The 25,091-nt window shown below is 51.4% G+C and carries 18 protein-coding genes; 5 read left to right on the top strand and 13 right to left on the bottom strand.

The window, feature by feature from the left end; translation table 11 throughout:
- The first annotated feature begins 652 nt into the window (after positions 1 to 652).
- A complete protein-coding gene (locus tag IC229_RS05955) occupies positions 653 to 1,027 on the top strand; it encodes a LytTR family DNA-binding domain-containing protein (protein ID WP_190886021.1) in 375 nt (124 codons plus the stop codon).
- Positions 1,028 to 1,060: 33 nt separating this feature from the next.
- Here the strand turns inward: IC229_RS05955 and IC229_RS05950 are convergent, their stop codons facing one another.
- Positions 1,061 to 1,408 carry a hypothetical protein gene (locus tag IC229_RS05950; RefSeq protein ID WP_190886020.1) on the bottom strand — a complete coding sequence of 116 codons (348 nt, stop codon included), beginning with the start codon at positions 1,406 to 1,408 and terminating at the stop codon, positions 1,061 to 1,063.
- A 120-nt stretch (positions 1,409 to 1,528) separates the two neighbouring features.
- Here IC229_RS05950 and IC229_RS05945 point away from each other — a divergent pair, with 120 nt between their 5' ends.
- Positions 1,529 to 2,812, top strand: coding sequence for a Y-family DNA polymerase (locus IC229_RS05945; protein ID WP_190886019.1), 1,284 nt, complete (start codon positions 1,529 to 1,531; stop codon positions 2,810 to 2,812).
- A gap of 21 nt (positions 2,813 to 2,833) precedes the next feature.
- Here IC229_RS05945 and IC229_RS05940 read toward each other — a convergent pair whose 3' ends face one another.
- The 4 genes from IC229_RS05940 to IC229_RS05925 all read right to left on the bottom strand — a co-directional run bounded on the left by IC229_RS05940 (position 2,834) and on the right by IC229_RS05925 (position 5,379).
- Positions 2,834 to 3,295 (bottom strand): RES family NAD+ phosphorylase, encoded by a 462-nt coding sequence (locus IC229_RS05940; RefSeq protein ID WP_190886018.1) that lies wholly within the window; start codon positions 3,293 to 3,295, stop codon positions 2,834 to 2,836.
- A 26-nt stretch (positions 3,296 to 3,321) separates the two neighbouring features.
- The gene (gene parS, locus IC229_RS05935; RefSeq protein ID WP_190886017.1) at positions 3,322 to 4,212 is read right to left on the bottom strand and encodes a type II RES/Xre toxin-antitoxin system antitoxin; all 891 of its coding nucleotides are present in this window, start codon (positions 4,210 to 4,212) and stop codon (positions 3,322 to 3,324) included.
- 167 nt (positions 4,213 to 4,379) lie between these two features.
- Complete coding sequence (locus IC229_RS05930) at positions 4,380 to 4,673, bottom strand: hypothetical protein (protein WP_190886016.1); 294 nt, start codon at positions 4,671 to 4,673, stop codon at positions 4,380 to 4,382.
- Positions 4,674 to 4,800: 127 nt separating this feature from the next.
- Positions 4,801 to 5,379: a phage antirepressor N-terminal domain-containing protein gene (locus tag IC229_RS05925; RefSeq protein WP_190886015.1), complete on the bottom strand. Its 579-nt coding sequence runs from the start codon at positions 5,377 to 5,379 to the stop codon at positions 4,801 to 4,803.
- Between the two features lie 101 nt (positions 5,380 to 5,480).
- Here IC229_RS05925 and IC229_RS05920 point away from each other — a divergent pair, with 101 nt between their 5' ends.
- Both IC229_RS05920 and IC229_RS05915 read left to right on the top strand, forming a co-directional pair.
- Complete coding sequence (locus IC229_RS05920; protein ID WP_190886014.1) at positions 5,481 to 5,627, top strand: hypothetical protein; 147 nt, start codon at positions 5,481 to 5,483, stop codon at positions 5,625 to 5,627.
- Between the two features lie 71 nt (positions 5,628 to 5,698).
- A complete protein-coding gene (locus IC229_RS05915) occupies positions 5,699 to 6,244 on the top strand; it encodes a hypothetical protein (RefSeq protein ID WP_190886013.1) in 546 nt (181 codons plus the stop codon).
- 113 nt (positions 6,245 to 6,357) lie between these two features.
- Here IC229_RS05915 and IC229_RS05910 read toward each other — a convergent pair whose 3' ends face one another.
- Entirely contained in the window at positions 6,358 to 6,669 is a 312-nt protein-coding gene (locus IC229_RS05910; protein ID WP_190886012.1) for a hypothetical protein, read from the bottom strand.
- A gap of 248 nt (positions 6,670 to 6,917) precedes the next feature.
- Here IC229_RS05910 and IC229_RS05905 point away from each other — a divergent pair, with 248 nt between their 5' ends.
- Positions 6,918 to 7,601: a hypothetical protein gene (locus IC229_RS05905; RefSeq protein ID WP_190886011.1), complete on the top strand. Its 684-nt coding sequence runs from the start codon at positions 6,918 to 6,920 to the stop codon at positions 7,599 to 7,601.
- Between the two features lie 44 nt (positions 7,602 to 7,645).
- Here the strand turns inward: IC229_RS05905 and IC229_RS05900 are convergent, their stop codons facing one another.
- The 7 genes from IC229_RS05900 to IC229_RS05870 are packed head-to-tail and all read right to left on the bottom strand — an operon-like array spanning position 7,646 to position 25,049.
- Entirely contained in the window at positions 7,646 to 11,356 is a 3,711-nt protein-coding gene (locus tag IC229_RS05900) for a phage tail tape measure protein (protein WP_190886010.1), read from the bottom strand.
- 42 nt (positions 11,357 to 11,398) lie between these two features.
- Positions 11,399 to 11,881 (bottom strand): hypothetical protein, encoded by a 483-nt coding sequence (locus IC229_RS05895; protein WP_190886009.1) that lies wholly within the window; start codon positions 11,879 to 11,881, stop codon positions 11,399 to 11,401.
- Positions 11,881 to 13,929, bottom strand: a complete 2,049-nt coding sequence (locus IC229_RS05890; protein WP_190886008.1) for a hypothetical protein — start codon at positions 13,927 to 13,929, stop codon at positions 11,881 to 11,883. The genes IC229_RS05895 and IC229_RS05890 overlap by 1 nt, the downstream gene beginning before the upstream one ends.
- Before the next feature lie 4 nt (positions 13,930 to 13,933).
- Positions 13,934 to 16,552 carry a right-handed parallel beta-helix repeat-containing protein gene (locus tag IC229_RS05885; RefSeq protein ID WP_190886007.1) on the bottom strand — a complete coding sequence of 873 codons (2,619 nt, stop codon included), beginning with the start codon at positions 16,550 to 16,552 and terminating at the stop codon, positions 13,934 to 13,936.
- Positions 16,553 to 16,555: 3 nt separating this feature from the next.
- A complete protein-coding gene (locus IC229_RS05880; protein WP_190886006.1) occupies positions 16,556 to 19,996 on the bottom strand; it encodes an SGNH/GDSL hydrolase family protein in 3,441 nt (1,146 codons plus the stop codon).
- Positions 19,996 to 20,262 (bottom strand): hypothetical protein, encoded by a 267-nt coding sequence (locus IC229_RS05875; RefSeq protein ID WP_190886005.1) that lies wholly within the window; start codon positions 20,260 to 20,262, stop codon positions 19,996 to 19,998. The genes IC229_RS05880 and IC229_RS05875 overlap by 1 nt, the downstream gene beginning before the upstream one ends.
- A gap of 2 nt (positions 20,263 to 20,264) precedes the next feature.
- The gene (locus IC229_RS05870) at positions 20,265 to 25,049 is read right to left on the bottom strand and encodes a putative Ig domain-containing protein (protein WP_190886004.1); all 4,785 of its coding nucleotides are present in this window, start codon (positions 25,047 to 25,049) and stop codon (positions 20,265 to 20,267) included.
- Positions 25,050 to 25,091: the final 42 nt, after the last annotated feature.

Below are 25,091 nucleotides of genomic sequence, written 5' to 3'. Positions count from 1 at the left end.
CTCAAAGGCATCATCCCAACTGTCGAACTTAGGGTTCACATACGTGAATTGGATTGGTACCGAGACATGATAGCGACCAGTAAATCGAAACAACTCTGCATCGAATTCTCGTGCCTGTCTTTCCAATTCTTCCGGACTTGGTTTATCGTTTGGAGTATCACTCATTTCAATAGCTGAATTGCAATAAAGGGAATGTCTCTTTCCGGTAGTGAACCATATCATTATAGACCTCACTCCACGCTGAGTAAAAAGGACTATCAACGTTAGGCATGAATAGTCCGTAAGGCTGACTGTAGATTATTTCCTCTCCAGCTTTCATAGTGATGCTGTCTAGCTCCCGCATGTAGAAAGCCACTACATGAGAAGTCCGGTAGTTTTCAGCCTGCTGGCTTATATCGTTTGACTCCTTTTTAGTAAATAGGTGGCTTGCCTCCAAGAATCTATAGGCCATAGGTCGGAAATCGTTCAATTAATCATCTACAATATACGCATTCATTGAACTTAATAAGTGAACCGATTAAATGAACGGCAAAAAAGAGGTTTAGGCGGAGTCGGGCTGCGGCCGGAAATCGTCCAATTTGACGGCCGTTTTACTGAACGCGCGGTCTGGCTTAGTTTTTGCCCCTGACTACATAGCCTCTTAATCTGACCGATGTTTACAGCACTACCGTTTGACAATCAACTGGAATCTTACCCACCTTTGCGCATTTATACCCCTGATGGTCGGGCGTGGCTGCCATTGACCCATATTATTTATCTGGAGGGTTCGGCAAATTATACCTGGTTGCATACAGTGATGGCCCAACCCTTTTTGGTGGCCTACACGCTCAAATGCTTCGAGGATCAACTACCACCAACTTATTTTCTTCGAATCCATCGGCACTACTTAGTGAATCGACGGTTTATAGCTCAAATTGACAGCTATGGAAAACAAGGGGAGGTATGTTTAACGACCGGCCACCGTCTGATCGTCTCCCGACGACGCTTTTCCTGGTTAAAACAATTGCCCTTTTTTGAGCACCTATAAAAAATCCCCGGAGCTGCTCCGGGGATTTTTAGTTTAGTTTAACGAAAGGCTTTTTCGATCCACCAGCTTTTCCATCTCCTGAATGTAGTGTATCGATTCGGGGATCATAAACAGCTCCCATTCCTCCTGCCGGATCAGAAACACCTCCAGCAATAGGGCTTTTCGACCCGGTATGTTTGGATCTTCCATTTCGGATATCTGGGGTATGTTGCCAATAAAATAGATTGGCCAATCCTCGACAGGCGTGTCATCATCGCCGACTTTAATGGGGCTGGCATAGGCGAAACCGTGCACCTCATCAATGGAAATGTCGGGATGAATCTGGGTGGTGATCTGGCGCGACGGATCGTCGTAACGCTGGAAGCGAAGGTACTGCTGCATGGGCTATCTGGTTAAGAATTTCACCCAAAAGTTACCGAATTATATGTTTTACTTGCAACATATATAGCAAAAATATATTATAGCAGTTCTAAATCAGTTTGGACCTAAAACTGCCATTTGATGTACGGATTAGTCGATGGGAATAACTTTTACGTAAGCTGCCACCGGGCCTTTCGGCCTGATCTGGAAGGGGTACCGGTTATTGTTCTCAGTAATCGGGATGGCAATGTGATTGCCCGTTCGAACGAAGCCAAAGCGCTGGGCATCAAAATGGGGCAACCCTTTTTTGAAACCAAGGAACTGCGCCAACAGCACGGCATTGTCGTATTTTCGTCGAACTTTCCCCTCTACGGCGATATGTCCAGCCGGTTAATGAGTCTATTGACCAACTTCGTGCCCGATGTGGAGGTGTACAGCATCGATGAAGCCTTTTTGCAACTGGAGAATTTCTGGGGTCTGTATCCAACCTATCAGGGATTAGGGCAGGACATCCGGACGAAAATCGATCAATGGCTACGGATACCGGTTGGCGTTGGGATTGCCCCGACGAAAACACTGGCTAAAGTGGCCAATAAACTGGCGAAGAAACGTTCGGAACTGAACGGCGTGTGTGTACTGGAAACACCCCAGCAGATCGAGGACGCCCTGGCTAATTTTCCGGTCGAAGATCTGTGGGGCGTTGGGCATCAGTCAGCCGCCCGGCTCAAGCGGGAAAACATACGTACGGCGGCTCAACTGCGAGATACCAATGATGACTGGATTCGGCAGATTATGACCGTAAACGGGCTGCGTCTCGTACACGAGTTGCGGGGAATGCCCTGTAAATTACTGGAGGTAACACCGCCCCCTAAAAAATCAATCGGTTCCGAGCCAGGCTTTGGCACGGTGATTCCCGATCTGGATACCATCGCCGATGCCTTAACGTCTCACCTCACCCGGGTAGGAATGAAACTACGCCGGAGTGATCAACTCGCCGGAGCAGTGACTATATCCTTACGTACCAGTAAATACCGAAAAACGCCGGGCAATGGGTTAGCCGCCAAGCAGTACAGTAATAGCATCACCCTGAATTTGCCACATCCCACCAGTGCGACGCCGGAACTGCTGGGTTACGCACTTACGGGCCTGAAAGCCATTTATAAAACGGGCTATCAATATCAGAAAGTGGGCATTCTGCTTACCGATCTGGTTCCTGAAAGCTACCGGCAGAAGGGCGTGTTCGTGGAAGGCCCCGACGAACGGCTGATTAAGCTGGCCGGTGTTGTTGATAAGGTCAATAAGCGATTTGGCCAGGATAAACTCCGGCTAGCCTCCCAGATGTACAATCCAGAATGGCCTTATCAGCAAAAATACCTGTCACCCCATTACACGACTCGCTGGGAGGATATACTGGAGGCTATGTGATTGCTTCGGCTACCCTGTGATTTATAATCGACTATCGAACTTATACGAAATAAACTGGCCCATTTTAACCAGGTCGATATGTGGATGTCGCGGATTAATCAACAGGTTACGTTCAAGGGGATTAATCACCGATGGCACGCTGAAAGCAAGCGAATTACCTGGCTCAAGATAGGTTGCTAAAAACTCCCTGGCAGCGAATGGATCTGGGTCGGTATCCCAGCCGACTGGTAAATCAGGAAGGACAAATTCATGAATGCACTCTTCTGGAACAAGTAATTCCACAAAGTTAAAGGCTGTCGTGGCCAATAGTGATCGCTGTGGACTGTGTACCAGCGTCTCCAGAATAGCTAAAGAACTGGAATAAGAGGCATACACTAAGGGGACTCCTCTATCATTCCAGCGTCCGCCCGCAATGCTGGCTCCTTCGCCTTTTAATGTAAATGGGTTGTATTTGGGTTTTTGTAATCTATATACGAGAAGCATCGACTGAGTCTAGTCTAAGCTTAACGCTATCCATATACGCCGTACTCAATTCGCTCCAGAATCGTTTTAACCTGATTGAATCCAGTGGCAGTATTCAGCGCGTTAAGCGGAGTTATATTTCCAAGCTCGCGCAAAGGAAGACGTAGCCACTGATTGAAACTGTGCTGGTTCTCGAATACCTCCAGACCAAATGTTGCCAACTCTTTGAGCATCATCAGGCGTTCGGAGGCTACTGGATTCAGCAGACCGTTCAACTTTAAGCGGTGATACGTCCGGATCGAAATTGTTAGGACGGTGGCCATCTCCTTGTCCATCAGATCAAGCAGATCGGCAACCTCCTCAGCCATCGAAAGCGGTAGACGCTCATTCACGCGCTTAGGTTCTTCGTCGTCAGGTGCTGGTATTTTATTGTCTTTAATAAAAGTAGTAGGAAGTGCAGGCGGAGCAGGTATTGACACCGCCTCAAGTGATATGGTAATCTGGTCACGATTAAGTCTGGTGACCAGTTTCTTCAACTCAATTACCTGCTGGCGAATAAATTCACGAGCTGCCTCAAGAGTGCCTAATGATTTATACGGAGACGTATCAAGTAAGGTCTGTAATATACCCAGGTAGCTACTATAAAGCTCAAGGCGTTCATCAAGTTGCTTGAGTAGAAGTTTATCAAGCTGATCAATAAAGTTTTTATCAAATGAGTAAGTACCGTTCGTTGTATTAGAATCTAAATACTTAATAACTTCCCAAATGGTAAAATGGCTATGGGGAAAATATCCCAGATGGTCTGCCTGAGCTTCCTGCTCAGAAGGTATGCCAGCCAATCGGTCTCTTAATTCGGAAATGCGGAGGAGCTCTTTTTCTTGTATGCTTATCAACCGATAAAGGCGTTTAATTAATTCTGAGCTCTTTACGACTTCCATGGCTTTAATTATAATAATTACATTACAAATGTAAGTGACATTTGGCACTTATGCAACTATTTTAGTAAAAAATAAAAATAACCAGCCCAAAACTTGAGCTGGTTATCCGAATTATATAATCCACACAGTTAATAAGATCTATTCTTAATCGACTGAAATGATGTCAACTACCGAATTGAAAATTCGTTCATGTTCTCAAGGGTCTTGCGCATCTTCACCAGCCAGTAGTTGGCTTGTGCCCATTCATCTACAGCCACTTGACATCCTCTAATTTTGGGTACTGAAGTGCTTAAGAAGTCATGCACTTCCTGAATTTTCTCAATGATGCTCTGGGGGCCATCGTTTAGAGCGTCTTCGCTCATTAACTCGAACAGAGGCAATACATTGACCATTTTTCCGGAATATGGATTTTCAATGATCATGTACTCGGGTATCTTGTTGGGTTTTACTGAATTAGGCATATCTTTGGTGACTTAGAATTATTGTAATGTCTTTTCTTAAGGAGGGAGGGCAATACGGAAATCTGACCCCGACAGTTGCTACCTGTCGGGGTTTTCGTTTCATTCCGGGATTATCCCGGAATAAGCTCTACGTATCGGCGATTTTAAGTTGCTGGCCTAGAAACTTCCGTTTCTCATATTCCTTCTCCGCTCCATCGTGAATCGGCTCCAAACGGTAGGTAATCGCCCGTCGGTTCAGGATCGTTTGCAGCTCGATTTTATTAGTGGCCTGCTCAGCCATTAAATCCCGAACCAGCTTATTGATTTCCTTATTACGGGCGATAAGACCATGTTCCCGTTCGGCATCCAGACGAGCTATCCGGGCATTACCAAAGAAGTGCTCATATAATACGTCGTAACATTCCTTTTTGAATAGTAGCAGGCGAGGGCGGACTTCTGGCTTAACTAGGTTGTCGGGAATACTAAAAAGCCATCCGTGAACATACCGCAACGGTATACAAAACATCTTTTGCCGCCTTCCAGAAGCGTCGTGAACGTACCGCTCGGTATGCTCACGAGAGATAATTGAGTCACTTTTTAAGCGAGATATCTGCTTGTCGGTATGTACACCGATGCTCTCACAAATTGGTCGAACTGGTACAAACACCTCATCGCCGACCTGTTCTCCAAACAATACAGCATCGTGAAATTTTATCGTTTCTGTCATATAATTGATATTTATGATTTATGTCACAAATATAAATACGTGAAAAAATAAATTGCAATCATTAGTCATAAATATTTTATTTGTGACAAAAATCATCAAACATGGAAACGACCAAGATTTATTTAGATGTACCGAATGATATACACCTGCTCATAAAGGAGATGCAGATTGAGAAACAACGTAACGGAGAAAAGGTCAACCTTAGGGAGTTATATATTCAATTGCTGAAGCAAGCGGTAGCTAAATAGGTTTCTGACATATAAATAAAGCGGCCCGGTACTGGATGTACCGGGCCGTATTACGTTTACGACACCTAAATATGACTATCGAAGAAAAGACAGCTATTGTCTTACACCGGCTGGCGCAGTATAAGTTACAGCATGTTATTCATGTTACGAACCTGCTGGATGACTTAGATCCAACGGTAGAGGAGGTAAAAGAAATTTTGAAGCGGCTTGAATTCGAGGGCTATGCGACTTCTGACCAATTGCAATATGGTCAGTTGTTGCTGACACCACTTGGAAAAAAAGTAGGTATGCACGATATGTATCTGGAGCTACATAATCAGCGGGTAACAGAAGCCCGTAAGCTTCGGAGAAATCAATTCTGGACTTCCTCGGGGAAAGTAATTGACCGGGCAGTTACCTATGTTACTGGGATAGGTACCCTCTGTGTTCTTTACTGGGGGACTTCACTCAACACAGACATGAAGGACGTTAAGGTTGCAATAGACTCCGTTAGTATTGAGATTAAAGCGCTTAAAATAGCGCTCTTAGAAGCGGAAAAATTACGAGATAGCAAACCGTTGCCACCTGTAACCCCAGTAAAAAGCACTTCAGATACATTGGGTCGATCTCAAAAATGAGGTAACGAAGTAAATCTTTCATGATTAGAAAATTGTCTGGTAAATATAGAAAATTGTCTGATTGTTTTGCCGATCTAAATACGGGATAATCCCGTATTTAGATCGGCAAAATTTCATTCCTGATATTGCAATCGCTCGACATAGGCAACAGCATACACCTTATCCAGTACGTCATGCCGTTCAGCTACCCGAAGTAGCGATTCATTCCGCCCTCGTGGGAAACTGTGCAGATTGACTGCATACATCGCATTGACTTGTTGATAAACCCGTTTCCAGACTTTGGATTCATCTTCACCCGTTAACCGGGCGATGTCAGAAACGACTAGATACGTTTGCATTCGGTAAGAGTGGCCGCGAAAGGGCTGGCCTGTTGTGAGGGGTATTGCATAGTTTCCCCCACCCACGTAGTTTTGCTCCGTAGACATTAGACTTTAGGGTTAAATTGTTTACACCGCCCCTTCGCTATTGCCCTGAGAAAGTTCTAGCGTCGGGGCATTTTCTTTGTAACTCATTGAATTACAGTACAATATAAAACTAAAAAAGTGCCAATACAAGCCGTATTGGCACTTTTTTATGTAAAAATAACCAACCGATTAATATATACTAAATCAGCAGTAATTAACTAATTAAGTTTTTGAATTAGTTTTAGGGTTACATTACCTTCCTCTTTTTTATGAAAAAACTATTTACCCTGCTTGCCCTGGCTGGCTTACTGGTTAGCTGTGCCACCGTTGCTCCCTACGTACGAAATACCCGCGATCCGTTTACAGGCGTTCGTTCGCGGGTTATGTACGTAGGATCTTCCCAGAGCTGGCTAATTCTAGAAGCGTTAGCCTCCGCGAATACGTATTATTACCGGCCACCCTCCACAATGGGCGCGTTGTCCAGCAATCATATCATGACGCTTACGATCAGTGAGGGAGATACGGTACTGAGCTGGGCGCGGTTTTACCCTGAAAAAGCGTACGATGTACCCGAAGAGGCTCTGATGCAACTAAAGTTTTCCCCAAAGGATAATCAGGACGTTATTGTTGATCTACCAGTAACAAAATCCTATCATACAATTGGCGGAGCGTTGGTGTTATCGGCCAAAATCAACCCGCAAACCGCCCAGCTCCTTCAACAGGATGTAGTTAGTGCAGTACGTATCAACAAAGTAAGTACCAACCAATCTGATATTCTGCCTGTCGATTGGTACGTGCCTGTTGAATACTTTCGGGCTTTCCGAAAAGGAACGATCATGCTTTTTGAGCCAGGTAAGGAGCGTAATACGGAGCCACGAGAAAAGGCACCTAAAAAGGAAAAGGCACCCTTCAAAAAATCTAAAGGTAAAAAGGATGTTCCCCGCTATTTTTAGCTAACTAGTGAGGTATCCGTTCATTCGGATACCTCACTGAATATTTATCCTTTTGTCGCCTGACGAATGTAGTCAACCTCTTCTTTATTCCGCTCCCAGGCAAAGTAATCCTGGACTACCGGTTTGGCTGCATAGTTATCAAGCGATTGTTGAATGAGTTGCAGTTGCCGCAAGGTGGCCATTGCTAACTCCTGATTCATTCCAGTTGAGGCCATACCTGCACCCATCGACGTGCCAGGCGAAGCAGCGGCAGAGACGCCCGTATTCAGCATCGAGTAGTTTCCTGATTTTTGCGCTACGTCCAGCATCCGGGCGAAGTTCGCCACTACCGGCTGTTGCAGGGCCGAGTTGGAAACAACAAATTCTCGCCCTGCTTCACCAGCAATGAACCGACGATTGCCCATTTGAAACAGAGTAGGGCCGTCAACGTAACCACCCGGCGCATTCGTAAAACCACCGTCGGCAAATTTAGGCGCATCAAACGTCTCCTTTTTGATTTTGGCCAGCGTGCTTAAATAAGTGGCTGTAGCCAAAGCGGAAAAACCGATGGCCGTCAGTGGATTGGGAGCTGTCGCCCAGATGTGCATGATCGACTGCCCGAATTCCACGGTGGCCATGGCGGCTGCCCAGGCTGACTGCGCTACCATAATGGCGTGCATAGTTTTGGCCCGACTTTTCTGAGCCGCTACCTCATCCCGAACGGCACCCGTATTGATCCCAATTGCTTCGCCGTACTGATTGGTCTGGGTCACTACGTTAGGCATGACACTACCAATCTGAGTGATGATGTTTTTCATTCGCTCCTGTTCGGACGAGCTGAGATTCGTTTTTTGCTGCAACTTATCTAGTTCACCCAGCAGAGGAGACAGGTCCAGTATTTGCTTATTAGGCTCAAATAATGTTTTTAAGGCATCAGCACCCTGCTGAATGTACATGTCCATATTGTCCATGTACTTTTTAAGGTTCCCCAATTTGCCTTCGTATTGGGTCTGCTGGGCCTGCATCAGTTGATTGTCCATATCCAGCAACGCCCGGTTTTTCTCGCGCTCAATATCCTTAATTTGCTCTGCTGACAGATTACCCATACGAGCCATAAGGCTATAGTAATCTTCATAGATTTGACGGCGAGCCATCAGGAACTTTTGCTCGACTTCAATTTCGGCGTTACGGGCTGCTGTGGGAGAAAGTAGCCCCGCTTTCGCTTTCTTCTGAATCTCATTCAGCGATTTTTGCCGTTCATTTTCGATGTCCCGAAGGTCATCTTTAAGCGCTTTCTCAATTTTATCCTGATTGAGTTCACCAACCTTAGCCTGATTATTGGCTCCCTGTGCCTGAATTGCCAGCAAGTCGGTTTGTTTATCAATCTCAATTTGTTTGAGTCGAATAGCTGCCTTTTTATTCTGAGCCTCAGTATTAGTCGTCGATTGCTGATTTTGCTCCGCCTGTTTTTTGTAGTAGGCTTCGGTCAGTAGCTGTTTGGCCGATAGATACGTCTGCTCGGCTTTCAGCTTGGCCTCTTCGCCCTGTTGCTTGGTAATTTTCCCACTAGAAATAGCCAGTTCAATTTCGTATTCGGCCATTCGCTTTTTAAGCTCCAGCTCTTTTTCGGCATGGTCAAAGACTTCTTTCTGCTGTTTTTCTAATAACTCCTTATCCTTATCAGCATACTTCTCATTAATGGTCAGTTTATCCACCACAAGTCGATCTTCGATACCCTTTATCCATTTAGCTTTTAGCGCTGCTGTCGCCTGAGATTTTCTGGCACGTTCTTTCTCCTGATTGGCTTCAAATTCCGCTTTAGCGATTTCACGCTGCTTTTCATTCTTAATAGCCTCCATGTCCATCTTTTCGATGGCCAGCTGAGCTTCATGATTGGCGGTGATTTTGGCCTCACGTTTCTTCTTTTCTTCATCACTCAAGCCGCCACCCTGACCACCGCCCAAACCATCAACCTTGGGTGGCGTAGTAGGGGTAGCGGTAGGCTTACCAGATGAATCACTTTTCGGATATTCACCCGTCATTGCGGCTTTGGTGGTATTAAGTTCATCAATCTTTGCGTTGAGTTCATCAACCTTAGTCTGCATTTGCTTCAGTTCCTTATCCGTCAGTTTACGACGAACCTCCATACCGCCCCGGTCAACGTTGACCCATTCGGTAGTAGTCTTGGAATTCATTTTGCGGACTAATGCATCCCGCTCAGCTGTCTTATCTTTTAATTCGGCAGTTGTAGTGGCGATGCCTTCTCGATAGGTATATTTAAGAAGCGCCTTCTGCATCTTAATGAACTCCTGTGCTTTTTCTGTATTGACATCCAGAGCCTTGCCGTATTTATCAAACTCGGTGACGGCTGTGGGGACAATACTAGCAACCTGTCCAATAATGGTTTTTAGTTCAGCCTGCTCATCTTTAGTGAGTACAGATTTTTTCTTTAGGGCATCGTGTCGATCAAGTAATGGCGTCAGGTTACGGGTGAGGTCACGAACTTTGCTGTTCTGATCGTTGAACGCTTGGGTAGCTTTTTCAGAAGCCGGAGTCAATCCGCCTGTAAGGACTTTAGTTAGCCAGGTAGCTCCCTCTACTACTTTAGTGAACACCGGTACCAGCTTCGTGCCCAGGATGATGGCCAGCCCTTCAACCCTCGCCCAGAATACCTCCAGTTGATGATCCAGACTTTCATTGTTGGTTTTGGCCTGGGTGAAGGCTTCTTGGGTACCCGATACTTTTTTGGTCAGTTCGGCAATCTCATTCCGATGGGTGATCATGTGCTGAGCGGCCGTGATGTTTTCCTTACCGAATAGTTTAGTCATTTCGGCGGTGCTCATGTTCTTCTTGCCCAGGTTCTCCAGCGCTTTTTCCAGTCCGACGACCTTGGGGTTGGTGGCATCTGAACCTGATCCAAGTGTCAGCAGCACGTTCCGTAACTGCGTACCGGCTTCACCACCTTTGAGGGCGATGGTCGACATGCTTTGCAGGGCTGCGTTGGTCTGCTCGAAGGAAACGCCCTGAGCAGCGGCTACGGTACCCGAGTTCTTCAGGGCAACACCCATGTCGGCGATTTCGGCGGAGCCTTCCTTGGCACCGGCGGCAATCACATTGATGAACCGGTTGGCCTGATCAGCACCTTCACCGAACTGGTTCAATGATTCGGCTGTCACCTGGGTAGCCTGCGCCAGATCGATCTTACCCGCCTGGGCGAGCGTAATGGCCGCTTCGGTGGTCTGGGTGAGCAGCTCCTTTTGCGAAAGCAGTTCCGGTTTGGCGGAGGCCATCAACTTGTAAGCCTCCAGCATGTCGGCGCCTGATTTGCCGAACGTTGGGCCAGTACTGGCGGCTGTTTTGTTGAGGTATTCCAGGTCAGCGCCCGTCATACCTGTGACGGCTGACAGTTCCTTGCTGGCGGCATCAAATACCCGGTATTTTTCAACAACGGCCGAAATAGCGCCGGGAATCGCCTGCAGCCCCATGGAGATGACGTTACCGCCCACTACGCCAGCGGCTACGCTGGACGCCTGCTGTTTGAATTTACTCCAGGCACTGGCTGTCGTGTTAATATTGGCCGTCATCTGCCGCTGGGCAGCCAATAACGCCTGTAACTCCTTCAGCTTGTCTTTATAGCCCGGATCCGTCTCCTTCATTTTGTAAAGGGCGGAGCGGGTGTTAGTAGCCGCCAGGCTGATTTCCTTCAGGCTGGTATTGGCCTGCTGGCCATTGATCACCAAGTCAATGACGGCGCGGTCGTTCTGTGTTTTTGGCATGGGTTCAACTGTGTTGTCCCAGCCAACTGGTCATTTTGTGAATTAAACGTGCACGGTTACCGCGTCGGTTAGGTAATTTTCCAGCGCTGCGAGCGTGATATTGACGTAATAGCGGGCCATCAGCTCCCGTAACCGGTGCACCTGATGAGCTTTTTCTTTCGAGTACCAGCGGGAAGGTTTTCGGGTCATGGTTTCCCCGTTTTTACGCACCCGCTGGTATTTGCTCAGGGCATACGTCGTGCCCTTGCCTACACCCATATCGTCGAAACGGCCATAGAGCATAAAACTCAGTTGCATGCCCTTAATGCCGCCGTTGGCCCGGTCGACGTAGAGCCGTTTACGCCAGTCCGAGCGGAGTTTACCTGTCCGCACCAGGCTACGTTTACGCGATCGCGGCCGACGTCGGCCATAGACCTTCTGATCGATCTGCTTCTGCATCCGCTCGATGGTGATACTCGACCAGGCTTCCACCAGTCCTTTCAGGTTGATGCGCTGGTTGATATCAAGCTGGCTGTAATTGGTCATCACGCAATGATATTATAACCATCACCCGGGTCAAGTGCGGCCGTCTGATCATAATAATCCTCGGGTTGGCCCGTCTTCTGAAACAGGCGGAACGTTAGCAGGGCTGGCTCAATGACCGAGACACTTCCGTTGGCCAAATATTGGAGCACATACTCTTTGTAAGGCTGGGGTGGGTCATTGGTCGTGGAATTGTACGTCTTTTTGAGTCGGATGGTCACCGGCAGATTCGTAACCGGTATCGCCTGGGTACGAGTGGCCGTAGTCCAGGCTTTAATGGTTAACGATGTTGTTACGTAGAGTCCATCGGTCTGCGCGGCTTCATCCTTATAGCTGCCTTCGCCAGACTGAGCCTGTATTAATTCAAGCCAGACGAGTGGCGTTTCAACGCCAGCGGACAGATCCAGCCCGGGTGGCAGGCTCAGCGCTTCCAGGCGAACCTTGGCCAGACCGGACAGGCCCGGCATTTCAGCCCGTATCTGTTTGATGAGATAGCTGCGCAGGATGAAATCATCCAGCGTCAGGCTCACCGACCGATACAGGGGCAACTGCGCCAGTACGCCCACCGGTAGTAACAGGTTCTGCACGATCGGCAGGGTTTGATCCCTAAAATAGTAATAGTCCCGCAGCGCTTTCTGCCAGGCACCGTTCTGACCCGATAAGCCCAGTGACTCCTGGCCTACGACCTGTTGCTGGCCGTTGCGGATATCCGGCGTTCCCAGTGGATACGCATTGTTTTTACTATCGGTGGTCATGCCCCGGTAGCTCAGTAGCTTCAGGCCAATGGTACTCCGTCGTTTCCCCTCTTTGTCCGGATAGCGATCGGACGCGCTGTAGCTGGCATCGAGCACGTTGCCGGCCTGACGTACTGTTGAAATTAACCAGAAAGCGCCGGTGGACAGACGCGAGGGTTCATAGGCCAGCTGACTGGTGCCGACTCTCAGGACGATGTCTAGAGTTCCTTTTCCAATGATTTCGACCGATTGCCCAATGGTTCGCCCCTGTTCGTCTTTGTAGAGCTCGTCCTGCTCATCGATGAATTCCCTGATGGTATAGCCCTTATTTTCCCGCTCGCCGGTCGAATAGGCTCCCACCTGATAGGGCGTCAGGTCGATGGCCGGTCCCAGAGCCACCGTCCGTTTGAACTGGGCGATGGTGCAGACCCGGGAATTGGCGTTGTAACTGAACATCAGTCCGTAACGCCCTTTGATCGCCTTCAGAAAATCGCTGACGCTCATGTCGGGCAGGCACTGACCCGCCGTAATTCGGTGGCCTAACAGGGTGCTGGGAACGAGTACATTGGGCGTAAAGACGTTCATAGCCGTCAGGTTCTCGACCACCAGCCGCTGGGTTTCGGGATTGGATAGCCAGTCGGATTCGATGGTATAACCCGCCAGCGTCATGATGCGCTCGAGTACGTAGGAAAGGTAAAACTGCGGACAGATCAGATAGCCGGATTTGGTCGGCGAGTCGACCATGAAACCTATACTGCCATCCGGACGCTTTTCCCAGGCATTGACGTAATCATTGCGGACGAAGGTGGGCAGTTTGTCGGAGCCAAACGACTCCTCCAGAAACGCCGGGTTCCGAATAGGAAAGAACGTGCAGGGAAAGTAACTGGGTGGCAGTTTGGCAATGGTTTCGAGTTGAGCGGCCAGGGGCTTGGTTAGACTATCGCCCAGATTGATCGAATCGGGCAGGGCTTCCAGCAGGCTCATCTTCCGAATTTTATCGTAAAACTCGCTGGCATCGATCTTTAAAAACCCATTGAGTTTACCCCCCTCGACGCGGAAATTGAACGTAGCCCGTCGGTAAAGTACCCCCTGCATGCGCACGGTTACGGCCATTTCCGAACGTGGCTGCGCAGCATCAGGTCGGTAGCTGTGTTCGACGAACCGTTTGTTGTTATCGTTGAGTGGGGCATCGATTGGGTAACTGAATTCACCCGGCAGTTCGTCATCACTCAGCCACGAGGTTGCCTGCTCGGTGACCAGATTCTGACCCGGTGACAGCTGTAAGGTGAGGCCGTTATCGTTGGTGATGGCAATCATAAACTTACCAGGTTGAAAGGGCCGAACGAACCCACGTATTGGCCGCTACACACACGTAAATGAATCCAGCCGTCACGCGTATCTCGCCTACCGTGCCGGTATCAGTGGCAGAGGCCGGTGCCGTGTTGAGTGCCGATAATCGGTACTGTATGGCGGTAGCGGTCCCGGTCTGAGTAGTGTTGCCAGTGGTATTATCAAAACCCCATTTATAGCCGCTCGTGCTACCTGGTGCTGAGGATATAGTACCCAGGTACATCGACCCGTCCAGCATCCATTTCACGTGTCGGTTATTGTTCAATGCTCCGGACGCTAACCCCGCCGTTCCAGCAACGGTCTGAATGAGCCCCAACTCACTATCCAGTTTTTGAAGTAACCCCGCCGTCCCCGCTGAATCCCGGACCCAGTTCGTTCCGTCATGGTGCGCATTCCAGGTTAGTGTCGTATTACCCGCGCCATGAGGCTGCACCCCAAACTGACCAGCTTTCACCACGTTGTCTGTCGGGTTGTAATAGGGTCGCAGGATTTTACCGGTAAAGGTGGCCGTACCGGTGCTGGTTGGCGTTGCAAACGTATTGTTTGAACCACTCCCGCCAGCAGCGGTGAGTTTACCCGCCAGGGTTATCGCTGTAGCGGCTGTATAACTACTGTACACACTAATATCGAGCTTACCCGATATCGTGGTGGCCATGGCAGATGTGTAGGAATTGTACACACTGATATCCAGCTTTGAAGACAGCGAAGCGGCCACCCCAGCCGTATACGAGCTATAGGTACTAATGGCTACTTTATCCGCGATGAGCGAGGCCGTGGCCGCTGAATACGTTGAAAACGTACTGATATCCAGTTTACCCGCCAGTTGCGAGGCGACCAATGCCGTATAACTCGTGTACGTACTGGCTGTCACCCGGTCAGCGATCAGTGCCGCTGTAAGGGCTGAATAGCTGGTAAAGGTGGCGATAGCGAGTTTACCAGCTATAGCCGATGTATTGGTCGCCACGTCGGCGCTCAGGGACGTTACCTTTGCATTGACCGTTGTTAGGCTACTGGTATTGGCGGCAATAGCCGTGGAATTATTGCCAATGGCATTATTCTGGGCCACATCGATTGCAGTCTGGGCGGTGGTGAAGGTAGTAAACAGGGACGTCGTCAGCCACTTGTGGGTGAAGTTGGCGGTCGGCGCTTCTTCCGGATACTGGTAGTAGTTGTTGTCGGCTACCACGTAATTGCTGTAGGCATTGCCACCGGGGGCGAAAACGACACGCTTTTTGGCCGCGTCCGCTGCGTAAGAGTAGTACCCCACAAACGTATTACCGAGCATGGTTACCGAATGCACCGGACCTGATGAGGTCAGATTCACCGGGTCGAAATAAACGTCATTCACCACGTCGCTCATTCCCGTTACGCCGAACCGATTGAAGGTGTTGCCAATCAGCACCGTCGAGCCGCCCTGGGAGCCTAATGCGTTTTCCTGAGCCACCTGAATGTGCACGGTGTGAGGCCCCCGGTTGTTCTCCAGGTAGCAGCCGGTTAATATCACGGACACCGCCCCGTTAAAGGACGCAAACCAGATCAGAACGGCATTTCGGTTAGGAGCCGAGGCGTCCCAGCCATTACTTAAAAACCGGCAGGCGTCGAAGGTGTTGGTGCAGCCGTTTTCGACAAATACGCCATAGTTAGAGTTGGAATTCCACGCGCAGGACAGGAATTTAATCCCGTTGGGAGCCACGCCCAACGCCCCCACCGTAATGTATGAGCCCTGTTTGTTCCAGTCAAAGAGGCACTTTTCGACTATACCTTCCCCTACGTCGATCAGCGTCATGCCGGTACGCATGTAGGAAACCGAAATCCGCGATATGGTGGGGTTCGCCAGCTTCTGAACGAACAAGCCATCGGTGTTTTTGGCCGTTACGTCGGTGGGGAATATGCGAAAGCCTTCCAGGTTGAGCATGTCGTCCGCCGTGCCGAGCAGGCTCAGACAGGTCGTATTCGGGGGACCACCGTAGCGAATGCCACTGGAGCTTTGCCCGGTGCCGATGATGCTCAGTCGGTTGCCGCCCAGCGCCAGCACCCCGGTCGTATTGGCCAGACTGACCGAGATCGGGCTTGTCGTCTTGAAAACGGTAGTGAGCAGCAGCGTAACACCCGTTTTTTTGCAGTGATCCAGCACCAGCGCCATCGGCGTTGTATCGTCGTTATTCCCCCCTTTAGCGCCGAAATCGTAGGGCGTTACGTAGGGGCCAAGCAGCTTGAGGTAACCCACGCCATTGGCCGTTCTCAGGAAAGTAAACCCGTTGTCGGATGTCGAATCGTCATCGGCCTGGAGTACCCAGGTACCCGACTTGCGGCCCTCGAACGTGTTGATAACAGCCGGTGAGTTGGCTTTGGTCAGTGAGAGGCTGCGCACGCCCGAGACCGTCTGGGCTATGGGCAGGTTGTTGTAGCGGGGATCGATCTTAAACGGCAAATCGGTCTGGTTATTCAGTTTGTACTTCAGAATACCATCCGTACCCATGCCTATGGTGAACTGACCTGGGGGCGGGTTGGGCAGCGAACCGAGCCGGTTCGTCTGCGCCAGTCCCACCAGGCTACTCAGGAAAAACAAGAGGATCAGAATGAATCGCATGGGTTAATTGGGGTTAATCGTGCCGATGTAGGCCGGTGTGAACGTCTCGTTGCCGATGTAGATCGGATTCTCGGGATACTTCTTGGAGGTAATGGAAATGTTGGTGATGATGCTGTTATCCCAGGTGCCACCGGTGGGCGAGGTATACCCCGCCATGTTCACCACAATCGTCTGCATCGATCCGGTACCATTGACGGTAATGTGGCGGTACTGGCTTTCGGTTTGGGAGTCAGTTTGCCCGGCTTTCTGCCAGTCGAGCCGGATTTCGCGGACGTTAGTCGACCAGACGCCTTTGATGTAGATATTATTCAGATCAGCGCTTTTCCAGCTACCAAACGGACTGCGCAAACGGCCATGACCGGATTCATTATCTTCGGCCCGTTTGTGGCCAATGTTCCACACAAACTGATTGTTGATCAGCTGACCCGGCGAAGACGAAGCCGCCCAGCCGCACATTTTGCCTCCACTAAAGGTGAAGTCAAAATTCATTTTGGGGAAGCTGGTCGAATTGTAGAAGTTGCGGAAATTGCCCATCGACCCCGCGTAAATACTGCCCGTATAGGCGTACACGCCCTCCTGATCGAAGTTGATTAAGGGAGCCGAATTGATGTAGCTCGAGGAGCCCGAAAACTCATTGCCCGTGCGACCCAGAAACTGCTTGCCGTGAAAACGCGAGTTCCAGGGCGTCACCAAAAACACCCCCACGCCATCGTCGCCGGTGGAGCCGATCCAGGGCTCCGAGGTCGTAAACGCTCCGGTATCTTCCTGGTACTGGGGTATACTGTTCTGAGACGGATGGGGCGGAGTAATTTCGGTCAGACTACCACCTGTACCGGGATTATTGCCCTTGTAAATGTGGTAGTGATATTTGGTGGCAATCGTATAAATAAAGGGAAGCTCCTGGGCGGATTCCCGGTGCTGCTTTTGATTATCGGGCCGGTTGAGCTCAATGATGTAGTGGAATTTGACGTGGGTATTCACCCCCGTTCCTTCCAGCCAGTACCAGCTGTGAAAGTAGCTCTGGCCGATGACGTCATTAAGTCCCCACTGATACGGCTGGGTTTTGGTATACAATACCTCCCCCAGTCCCTGCACCGTACGTTTTTCAAAGAAATGGATCTTAGAGTGCTGCTGCCAGTGGGAGCCGCCCTGTACCAGGTTCCAGCCCACGTCGCCCGTCGGACAGTTGGCCGTGCTCTGGCCAGCCTCCAGATACATTTTACGGGGAATGGCATAGATCGATATACCACCACTACGACCCACATCCGGTGGATTGACTACACCCTCGAACACACTCGGGTGATCGGGTGTGCTGTTGGTATTGATCAGGTTCTCACCGCCGTTGATCGACAGGTGGGAAATGGATCCACCAACTGACTTAAGGATCCCGAACTTGATGCCATCTTTTTCGATGTACTGGGTCGTATTGCCCTGGGGCCAGCTCGAAATCTGGTTGTTAGTCGGCACAAACGGCGCATAGGCCATCAGGCTCGTCAGACTGCCTTCGCCGTAGCCACCGGCCATGGTGGCCACCGTATTGCCACCAGTAGTACCTTTGGGCACAGCCGCCCAGATCCGGTCAGCAATGACCTGCATGGCCGCATCCGTGGGGTGATTCTCGTAACCAGCCCGGGCACCAGGAATGTTGGAGAGATCGACGTAGACGTAACCTTCTTCATTGGCCAGCTGCTGGAGCTTCGCCGTAACGCTCGTCTGGTTACCAAAGCCGTACCAGGTCGAGCCCGTAATAATGACCTTGGTGGTGGGCTTTTTAAGCTTGTTGATTAAAGCTTTCCCATGGGCGATAAAATTCTGGGAATCATCGCCAACGTTTTCGCCCAGCCGCCAGACAATGATATCCGCCCCGAAGGCAGCTACGTTGTTGAGGTAGTCGAGTCCACCCGGCCACTGCAAACGCCAGTAGTTCTGCTCCCAGTACGGCCCATCGGCCACCGAGATATTGCCACCGGACCAGGTGAAATTGGCCAGTTCCTTGACCTGGGCGCTCGGATTCAACTGCTTGAAATAGCCGCCCAGAATATGGAAGTAATCTTTCTCGGGCGCACTGGCATCCATGCCCCAGTCAGCCAGACCACCGCGCCAGCCCGGATGGCCCGGAAACAGGGCATTCGGCGCCAGAGGACCGTGGTGGGTAATCGAGTTACCCAGTACCAGAATATTATTATAGGAAATCGCCTGACCGCAACCCGTTACGTTGACGACCGCATTGGCCGATTTAGGCTCACAGCCCGACTTGCTGGCCGTGACTACGTAGGCATACGTACCGTTGGCCGAGGGTGCCGTGGTCTGGACCGACTGGCCACTGCCACTAAAGCCGTTACCGACCCAGCTGAAGGTGAGTCCACTGGCATCAGCACCGGACACCGAAGCAGTCAGCGTCATACCGGCTCCGCACTGAACACTTTGGGGGCCGGTTGAAATGGCGAAATCGCAGGTCGTTGTGCCCGTCGATGCGTTGAAGAGTTGCTGACGGGTTACCTGGGTAGGCGTAAAGACGACACTATACACCGTGCCATTGCTTCGTTTGAAGCTCAGTTTGAGGGGTACGCTGGGCACACCACCCGAACCATCACCACGCCTGGCAAATGACCACTGTTTGTTGTAGTTGCCCTGGCCAGAAAGGCCACCGTAGCCGTAATAAACACCCGACGATAAAACTGGATTATCGGTATTGGCCAGCGCCATCGCCTGCCCATCGACGCGCTCGATCTGGAGTTGTACTCCCTCCTCGCCACTGCCTTCAATGTCAAGTTTGGCGGTTGCTGTTACATAGGTGTAGCGGGCGCTGAACCACGAAGGGCCACCGTTGTTGCTGGGGGGCGAGCTGTTGCCAGCCGCCAGAAACAGCACCGATTGAGCAGCCCGGGGAACCGGTGTGACCACGTGCGTGTAGGTGGAACCCGTCGCTACATTCTTAAAGATCAGCTTTAAGGGAACGAACGGTTTGATGCCGCCCACGCCGAAGCGTTTACCGAATTTCCAGACTTTGCCGTAGCCTACTTTGTTGTTATTACCCGAGCCGTAGAACGTACCGTTCTGCAGCAGCACACCGTCATTGTTGCGACCGATCAGCGTGCTGTCATCGTAGCGGTTGAAGCTGAGCTGCACATCGACGGTGGCCGAACTTTCGACCTCGATTCTGGCCGAGTCAGCCAGGTAGGTAATCCGGACGTTCCCCGCCCAGGCGATGGGAGCCACGCGCGGCACTTTGCAATCGACGCAGCCCTGCACGTAGGCTTCGAACTGGGCATTATTGGCCGGAGCCGGGTACTGACCATAGTCCCGCTGAACGCGGTAATAAATAACCTCGCCACTGGGCTTGGTTTCAAAATACTGGGGATAGCCGATCCCCGAAGTGATGCTGCTCTGGCCCCAGATCAGCTGGGGAATCAGTAGCAATAAAAACAAGAGTCTAGATTTCATTACAGTAGGTAGGCATTAAAGTCAAAGTCGTTCTGGTCGGCATACGGGTCAGGCTGTGGGCCTTCCAGCGCTTTATCAGGCTGTTTGGTGGGGGCATCGAGCACCGGTTTGGGCGAAACGGGCGCTTTGGCCAGCAGCAGCTGGAGCACCTCCTCGATGTCCTGTTCGCTCATCACGCCGAGCGCGATTTTCAGCAGGTCTTTCAGCAGGTGGCCCTGTACCTGACCATCCACATTGATTTCGATTATTGCGTTTTTAGCAGTCATGGTTAGGGGGCCGTATAGACGTTGATCAGGCTGGCAATGGCCGTATTGGCATCCAGTCCAAGGGTGAAGGTTTGCGTGTCGACGAGCGTGGTACCGACGAGTATTTCGATTTTGATCTGGTAGTTTTTATCGCGCCAGATGCGGGTACCGTTGGCCCCGATGGGCACTGAGTTGTAATCACTCAGCACACCACCGACCGTTACGTTGGTGGCAGCGGCCTGGTTGACTGTGGCGTAGAGCTCCAGGGTGCCCCGCACGGTTTCGCTCTCCAGGTACACTTTGTAGGTGAAGGGCACCACAGAAAGCTTGGTGGCCACGCCAATGCTGTCGAAGCTGCCGCCCGACCCTCTCGAATTGGCGAACCAGCCAATTTTTAGCAGTTGGGGCGTCACGACCGTGATTTTAAAATCATCACTCACACTGAGCCCGTGCGAATCGGTAGCCGTAATGGCGATTTCCTGTACGCCAGCAAACTGGAGAGGATAGGTAAGGGTGTTACCCGTGAAGCTCCAGCCAGCTGGCAAGGGGTTGCCATTTTTCAGTTTGGCCGTGAGCGTAATGGTATCACCCGAGTCGGGATCGCTGAACGTATTGGTTGGGATGGTGACGTTCTGCGCCGAGGCACTGCGGGCCCGCACGATATCGGCAATCGGATTGACCAATACGGGCGCATGGTTGGTGGGCACAGCCGCACTCACCAACAGTAAAAAGGCACTCCGGGCAATTTCGCCCGATGGATCTTTGGCCTCAAACATCAAACCGGCCGCTCCCACGAAATTGGCGGGTAGAACAAACTCGCCAGCGGCTTCATCCCAGTACATATTGTCGGGCACTGAAGCTCCGCTCGACAGGCCCAAAAATTCATACTCCAGCGGATCGCCGTCCGGATCAGAGAACACCAGGGCCGGATTATAGGCAAACCGGCGAACGGTAGAAATCTGGGTAAAGACCTGATCAGGCCAGGGCGTAATGACGATGGGTTTCTGATTTGCCGGCAGCAGCTCCACCTCGCCCGGCTCCTGACCAAAGTTGGTCTGAATGGTCGGTGGGTTCAACGAGAGCGACAGCGCTGTATTCAGGTTGGCATTCTCGTTAACGGGAATCACGACGTAGACCACCTGGTTGAGCCAGGTGATCTTGGGTACGTATTTGCCGGTGATGATGCCGCCGTAGGAATATTTGAAAAAGTAATTTTTAGCAGACAACACCACCATGGTGATGCGGGGCATGCTTTTCTCTTCCCGATTACCGTAGACAAACGGGGCATCGTAGAGCTGAATCTTGGGAAAGCCAGTGCCGTCCACACCCACGTACACGTCGATGGCATTGGTCACCGTATTGTAAATGGCGTGCACCTGCAGCTGGGCCGGTACCACGGTCTGAATGAATTTTCTTGGCGTGAACAGCCCATCATTCTGATTGAGCGCCATCGTCACCGAAAACGAGGTGATACCGGTCGGAATCAACGTATCGGGTTTACCAAAAATGCGGCTGCTGCGACTGGGTGCATCGGTGCTGTAGGTCATCCAGGGCGGCAGATCCAGATGATCGATACCGGCCACCTGTTTACCCGCTGCCGGTGTACCATACTCATCCCAGAACAGGGTGATGTCAAAGTAGCTATTAGCCGGTGAGGTAGGTGGATTCAGGGTCGACCGTATCCAGGTTGGGTAGCCGGGCGGTGGGGGCGGATTGCTATTGGGCAGGCATTCATCGGATATAGTTGATTGGGGCAGCAGGTACTGCTTCCAGTCCCGGATCTGCACTTCGCTGGGGTCATAGCCCCGCTCGACCCAGTCCATGGGTGAATAGTACAGAATGGGATCGCCGAAATTATCTTCGATCAGCTGACCCGTCGACGGATCGACAATCCCCCGAATAAATGCGTTGTAAGTACCCGCACCTGGCCAGCCCGGCACGTCGCCAAAGTCTTCTTCGTCGAGCTCCAGATACAGTTTATAGCCCACAAAGTCGGCCTTGGTCATCAGACTGCCAGCGGGAATGCTGGGCCGAAAGTGACCCGCATCCGGAAAGCTCATGTCCAGAATATCGCCCACTGGTTTGCCGTCGGGATCGCGGAGTGACCAGGTGATGGAACCGCCTGGCACCTGAATGTTATGGGCCTGATCGGCGTCGAAGCTGGCCTGCGCCAGGGTGATGCGTTGCTTCTTCTGGGGCAGTTTGGGCACCGGTGCGCAGCCCATCAACCTGGTCTGACGCACCTGACTGCCACCACTGCCATTACTAGCTGGCAGGTAGTCAATCAGCGCGCGGGTTACGGTAGCCGGATCGGCCAGAACTAACTTAAAGAGGCCATTGCCAATGGGTTTTGGGAAAAAGAAGCCTGTCGGCTCACTCCCATTTTCCAGTTCCGACAGGACGTAGGCATGGGCCAGAATGTCGGTACCCGTCGCCTGCAGCGCGATTACGTCGGTAACGGCGGTACCATCCCCTACGAGTTTGAAGGTGCGGCCCTGCGGCCCCTGCATGCCGATGGCATTGCCGAAAAACCGGCCGATAAAGCCCAGCAGCTCGAAATTGTCATCGGTGTTGATGGTCAGGCCAGCCAGCGCCGACGAGGTGCGGGAAATGATGCGGGTGAAATTGGTCGCATCGCCTTTCAGCAGGATGGGTAAGGTAGAGACCAGCTCAATCAGATCCGAGAGTTTCTGGGGCAGCACCTGGGTGAAAATGGCCCTGATATCCCCATTGTTGGTGATGGCATTGACCAGCTTCATCACCAGCGACTTGGCGTCGATGGGAGCCAGTTTTAGTACGTTACCGATGCGTACGAATCCTGCCCAGCCGTCCATCACGGTCGACGGTGAGTCATCGGGAATACGCAGTTGGCCTACCTGAACGGTTTTATCCGTAATTCCATTTTGCCCAACCACTAAATCAAGCGTGGGCGTGGGTGGCGTGCCCTCCAGCTCAGCGTAGGTAATGGGCTGGTCCTTCCGGCGAAACAGCGCCGACACGCTGCTTTCGGTCAGGTAACCCGCCAGCGCGTGATTGCCCCAGGCAACTGCTTGCTTGAAGTTGTTAATCAGGTTCGTGGTCAGATCCCGAACCGCATTGGGTACCGTATCGTCGATCGAACGAACGATGGTCGGGTTTCCAATAACGACGGTGCTATTGCCAGCGGGAACAAAATTCAGGGGGGGCAGTGCTCCGGCTGGTTCCTGCTCTTCGCTGTAGAATTCATCCTTGTACAGATAGACAAATTCAAACTTGTGCGCAAATAAGGTATCCCCATCCTTGGCCAGTTTGATGGGTTTGGTGGTGATACCGATCGGTTTGATGCGGCTATTGCCGATCAGCAGCCCCTGCTCAAACAGGTAGCGTTCGGGTGAACGGTAAAAATCCCGCCAGATGCGCAGCTCCGACTCCGACCGAAAGCCGGTCGTTACCTCGAAGCTGTCCTGCAGGGCGATGTCATAATCGACGAACTGGCCATCCTTGATGGCATAGTTGGCAGGCAGGTAGCGTTCGGCCTGCTCATAAAACCGGTTCAGTTCCGCTGAGCCTTTGCCACTCGTACAGAGTGATTCCGGTACGCCCAGGCTACTCAGGTAAATAAAGTAGCGGGTGTAGGGCTGGTAATCGTAATTGAGGATAAAGCGGTACGCCTCACTGATTGGATCCTCGTTACCATTCAGCCATTGAACCGTATAGTCCACCAGGCTACGGCCAGTGGGCAGGTTCTCGGTGACCAGCAGCTGCGTAGGACCAACGGCATAGGTGATTTTCTGGCCTTTCAGTACGTCATCCGTCGCCAGGCCACTCGTCAGATCCTCCGTCTCATTGTTGTCGTATGTGCGAATGATACGGAGCCTGGTGCCCGTCTGATTGGTCCGAAAATTGAGAAACGTTAAAAACTGCGGCTCATCCGCTCGAACGTACCGGGTGGTGGCTCCGTAGCGCAGAGCCCGATCACCCGCCGGTGTGGCGATATCCTTGAAAATGCCCAGGTTAAACCCCGTATCACTCCGGGAGAGGTAGTCGGCTCCGCCCAGGTACGCCTGATAGAGCTCACCATTGGTCAGCCGACCAATCTGCAGGGGGGCTCCAAAGGCTTCTCCGTAGGCGATGTAATACTTACGGGCCGAGTTTTCAGCCAGACAGGGGGTAAACAGGCTCCAGCTGGGCCAGTCGGCACTCAGATGAGCATGCAGGACACTGCCCGCATCGAACTGGGCATTCCCCCCCGCATCGGTTTCGATGGGAAAGGCATAGATCCGCTCGTAATCGGCATCCAGATCGGTGCCAGCGGTACCTGTTTTCTGCAGATACAGTTCTACGTAAACCGAGTACTGCGTCCGTAAGCGGGGATCCGCGCCAGGGGTTGGATTACCAAAGAAGTAATAGGGAGAGGCGATATTGCCCGGCGTAATGGGCTTGATATCGTAGGCGGGTCCGGGCTTTTTGGCCGTGAAATTGATGAAGTGAAAACCACCCAGCTCCTGGCGGTCGATGGTAAAATCCTCCCGAAACGGAAAGTAGCTCTTAAAAAAGGGGACCAGGCTATCGGCGTAGGCAATGGAGCCGTCACCCGCCGGAAATTCCGAATCGAGAACGGGGCTGGTTTTGGCGGTGATGGTGTGGGATTTATTGTTCCACTTCAAGGTGATGGCCGTGCCATCGGGAACAGCGCCACCGAAGCCGATGCCACTCACCGCTTTAACGCCCAACGTTTCGTAGCGACCGCTGCCCGAAAACTCGTAGAGCATCCGGCCACCACGCGTCAGGGCAAACTCGTCGGGAGTGGTAAATAACGTAACGGGCATGGGGGCGAAAATGCCCGCCAGGGGTCAGCATGGCCGCGACAC

The organism is Spirosoma profusum, assembly GCF_014699005.1.
Taxonomy (GTDB): domain Bacteria; phylum Bacteroidota; class Bacteroidia; order Cytophagales; family Spirosomataceae; genus Spirosoma; species Spirosoma profusum.
Note: the sequence above shows the minus strand (reverse complement) of the source record. Positions and strands in the feature narration are given on the sequence as shown.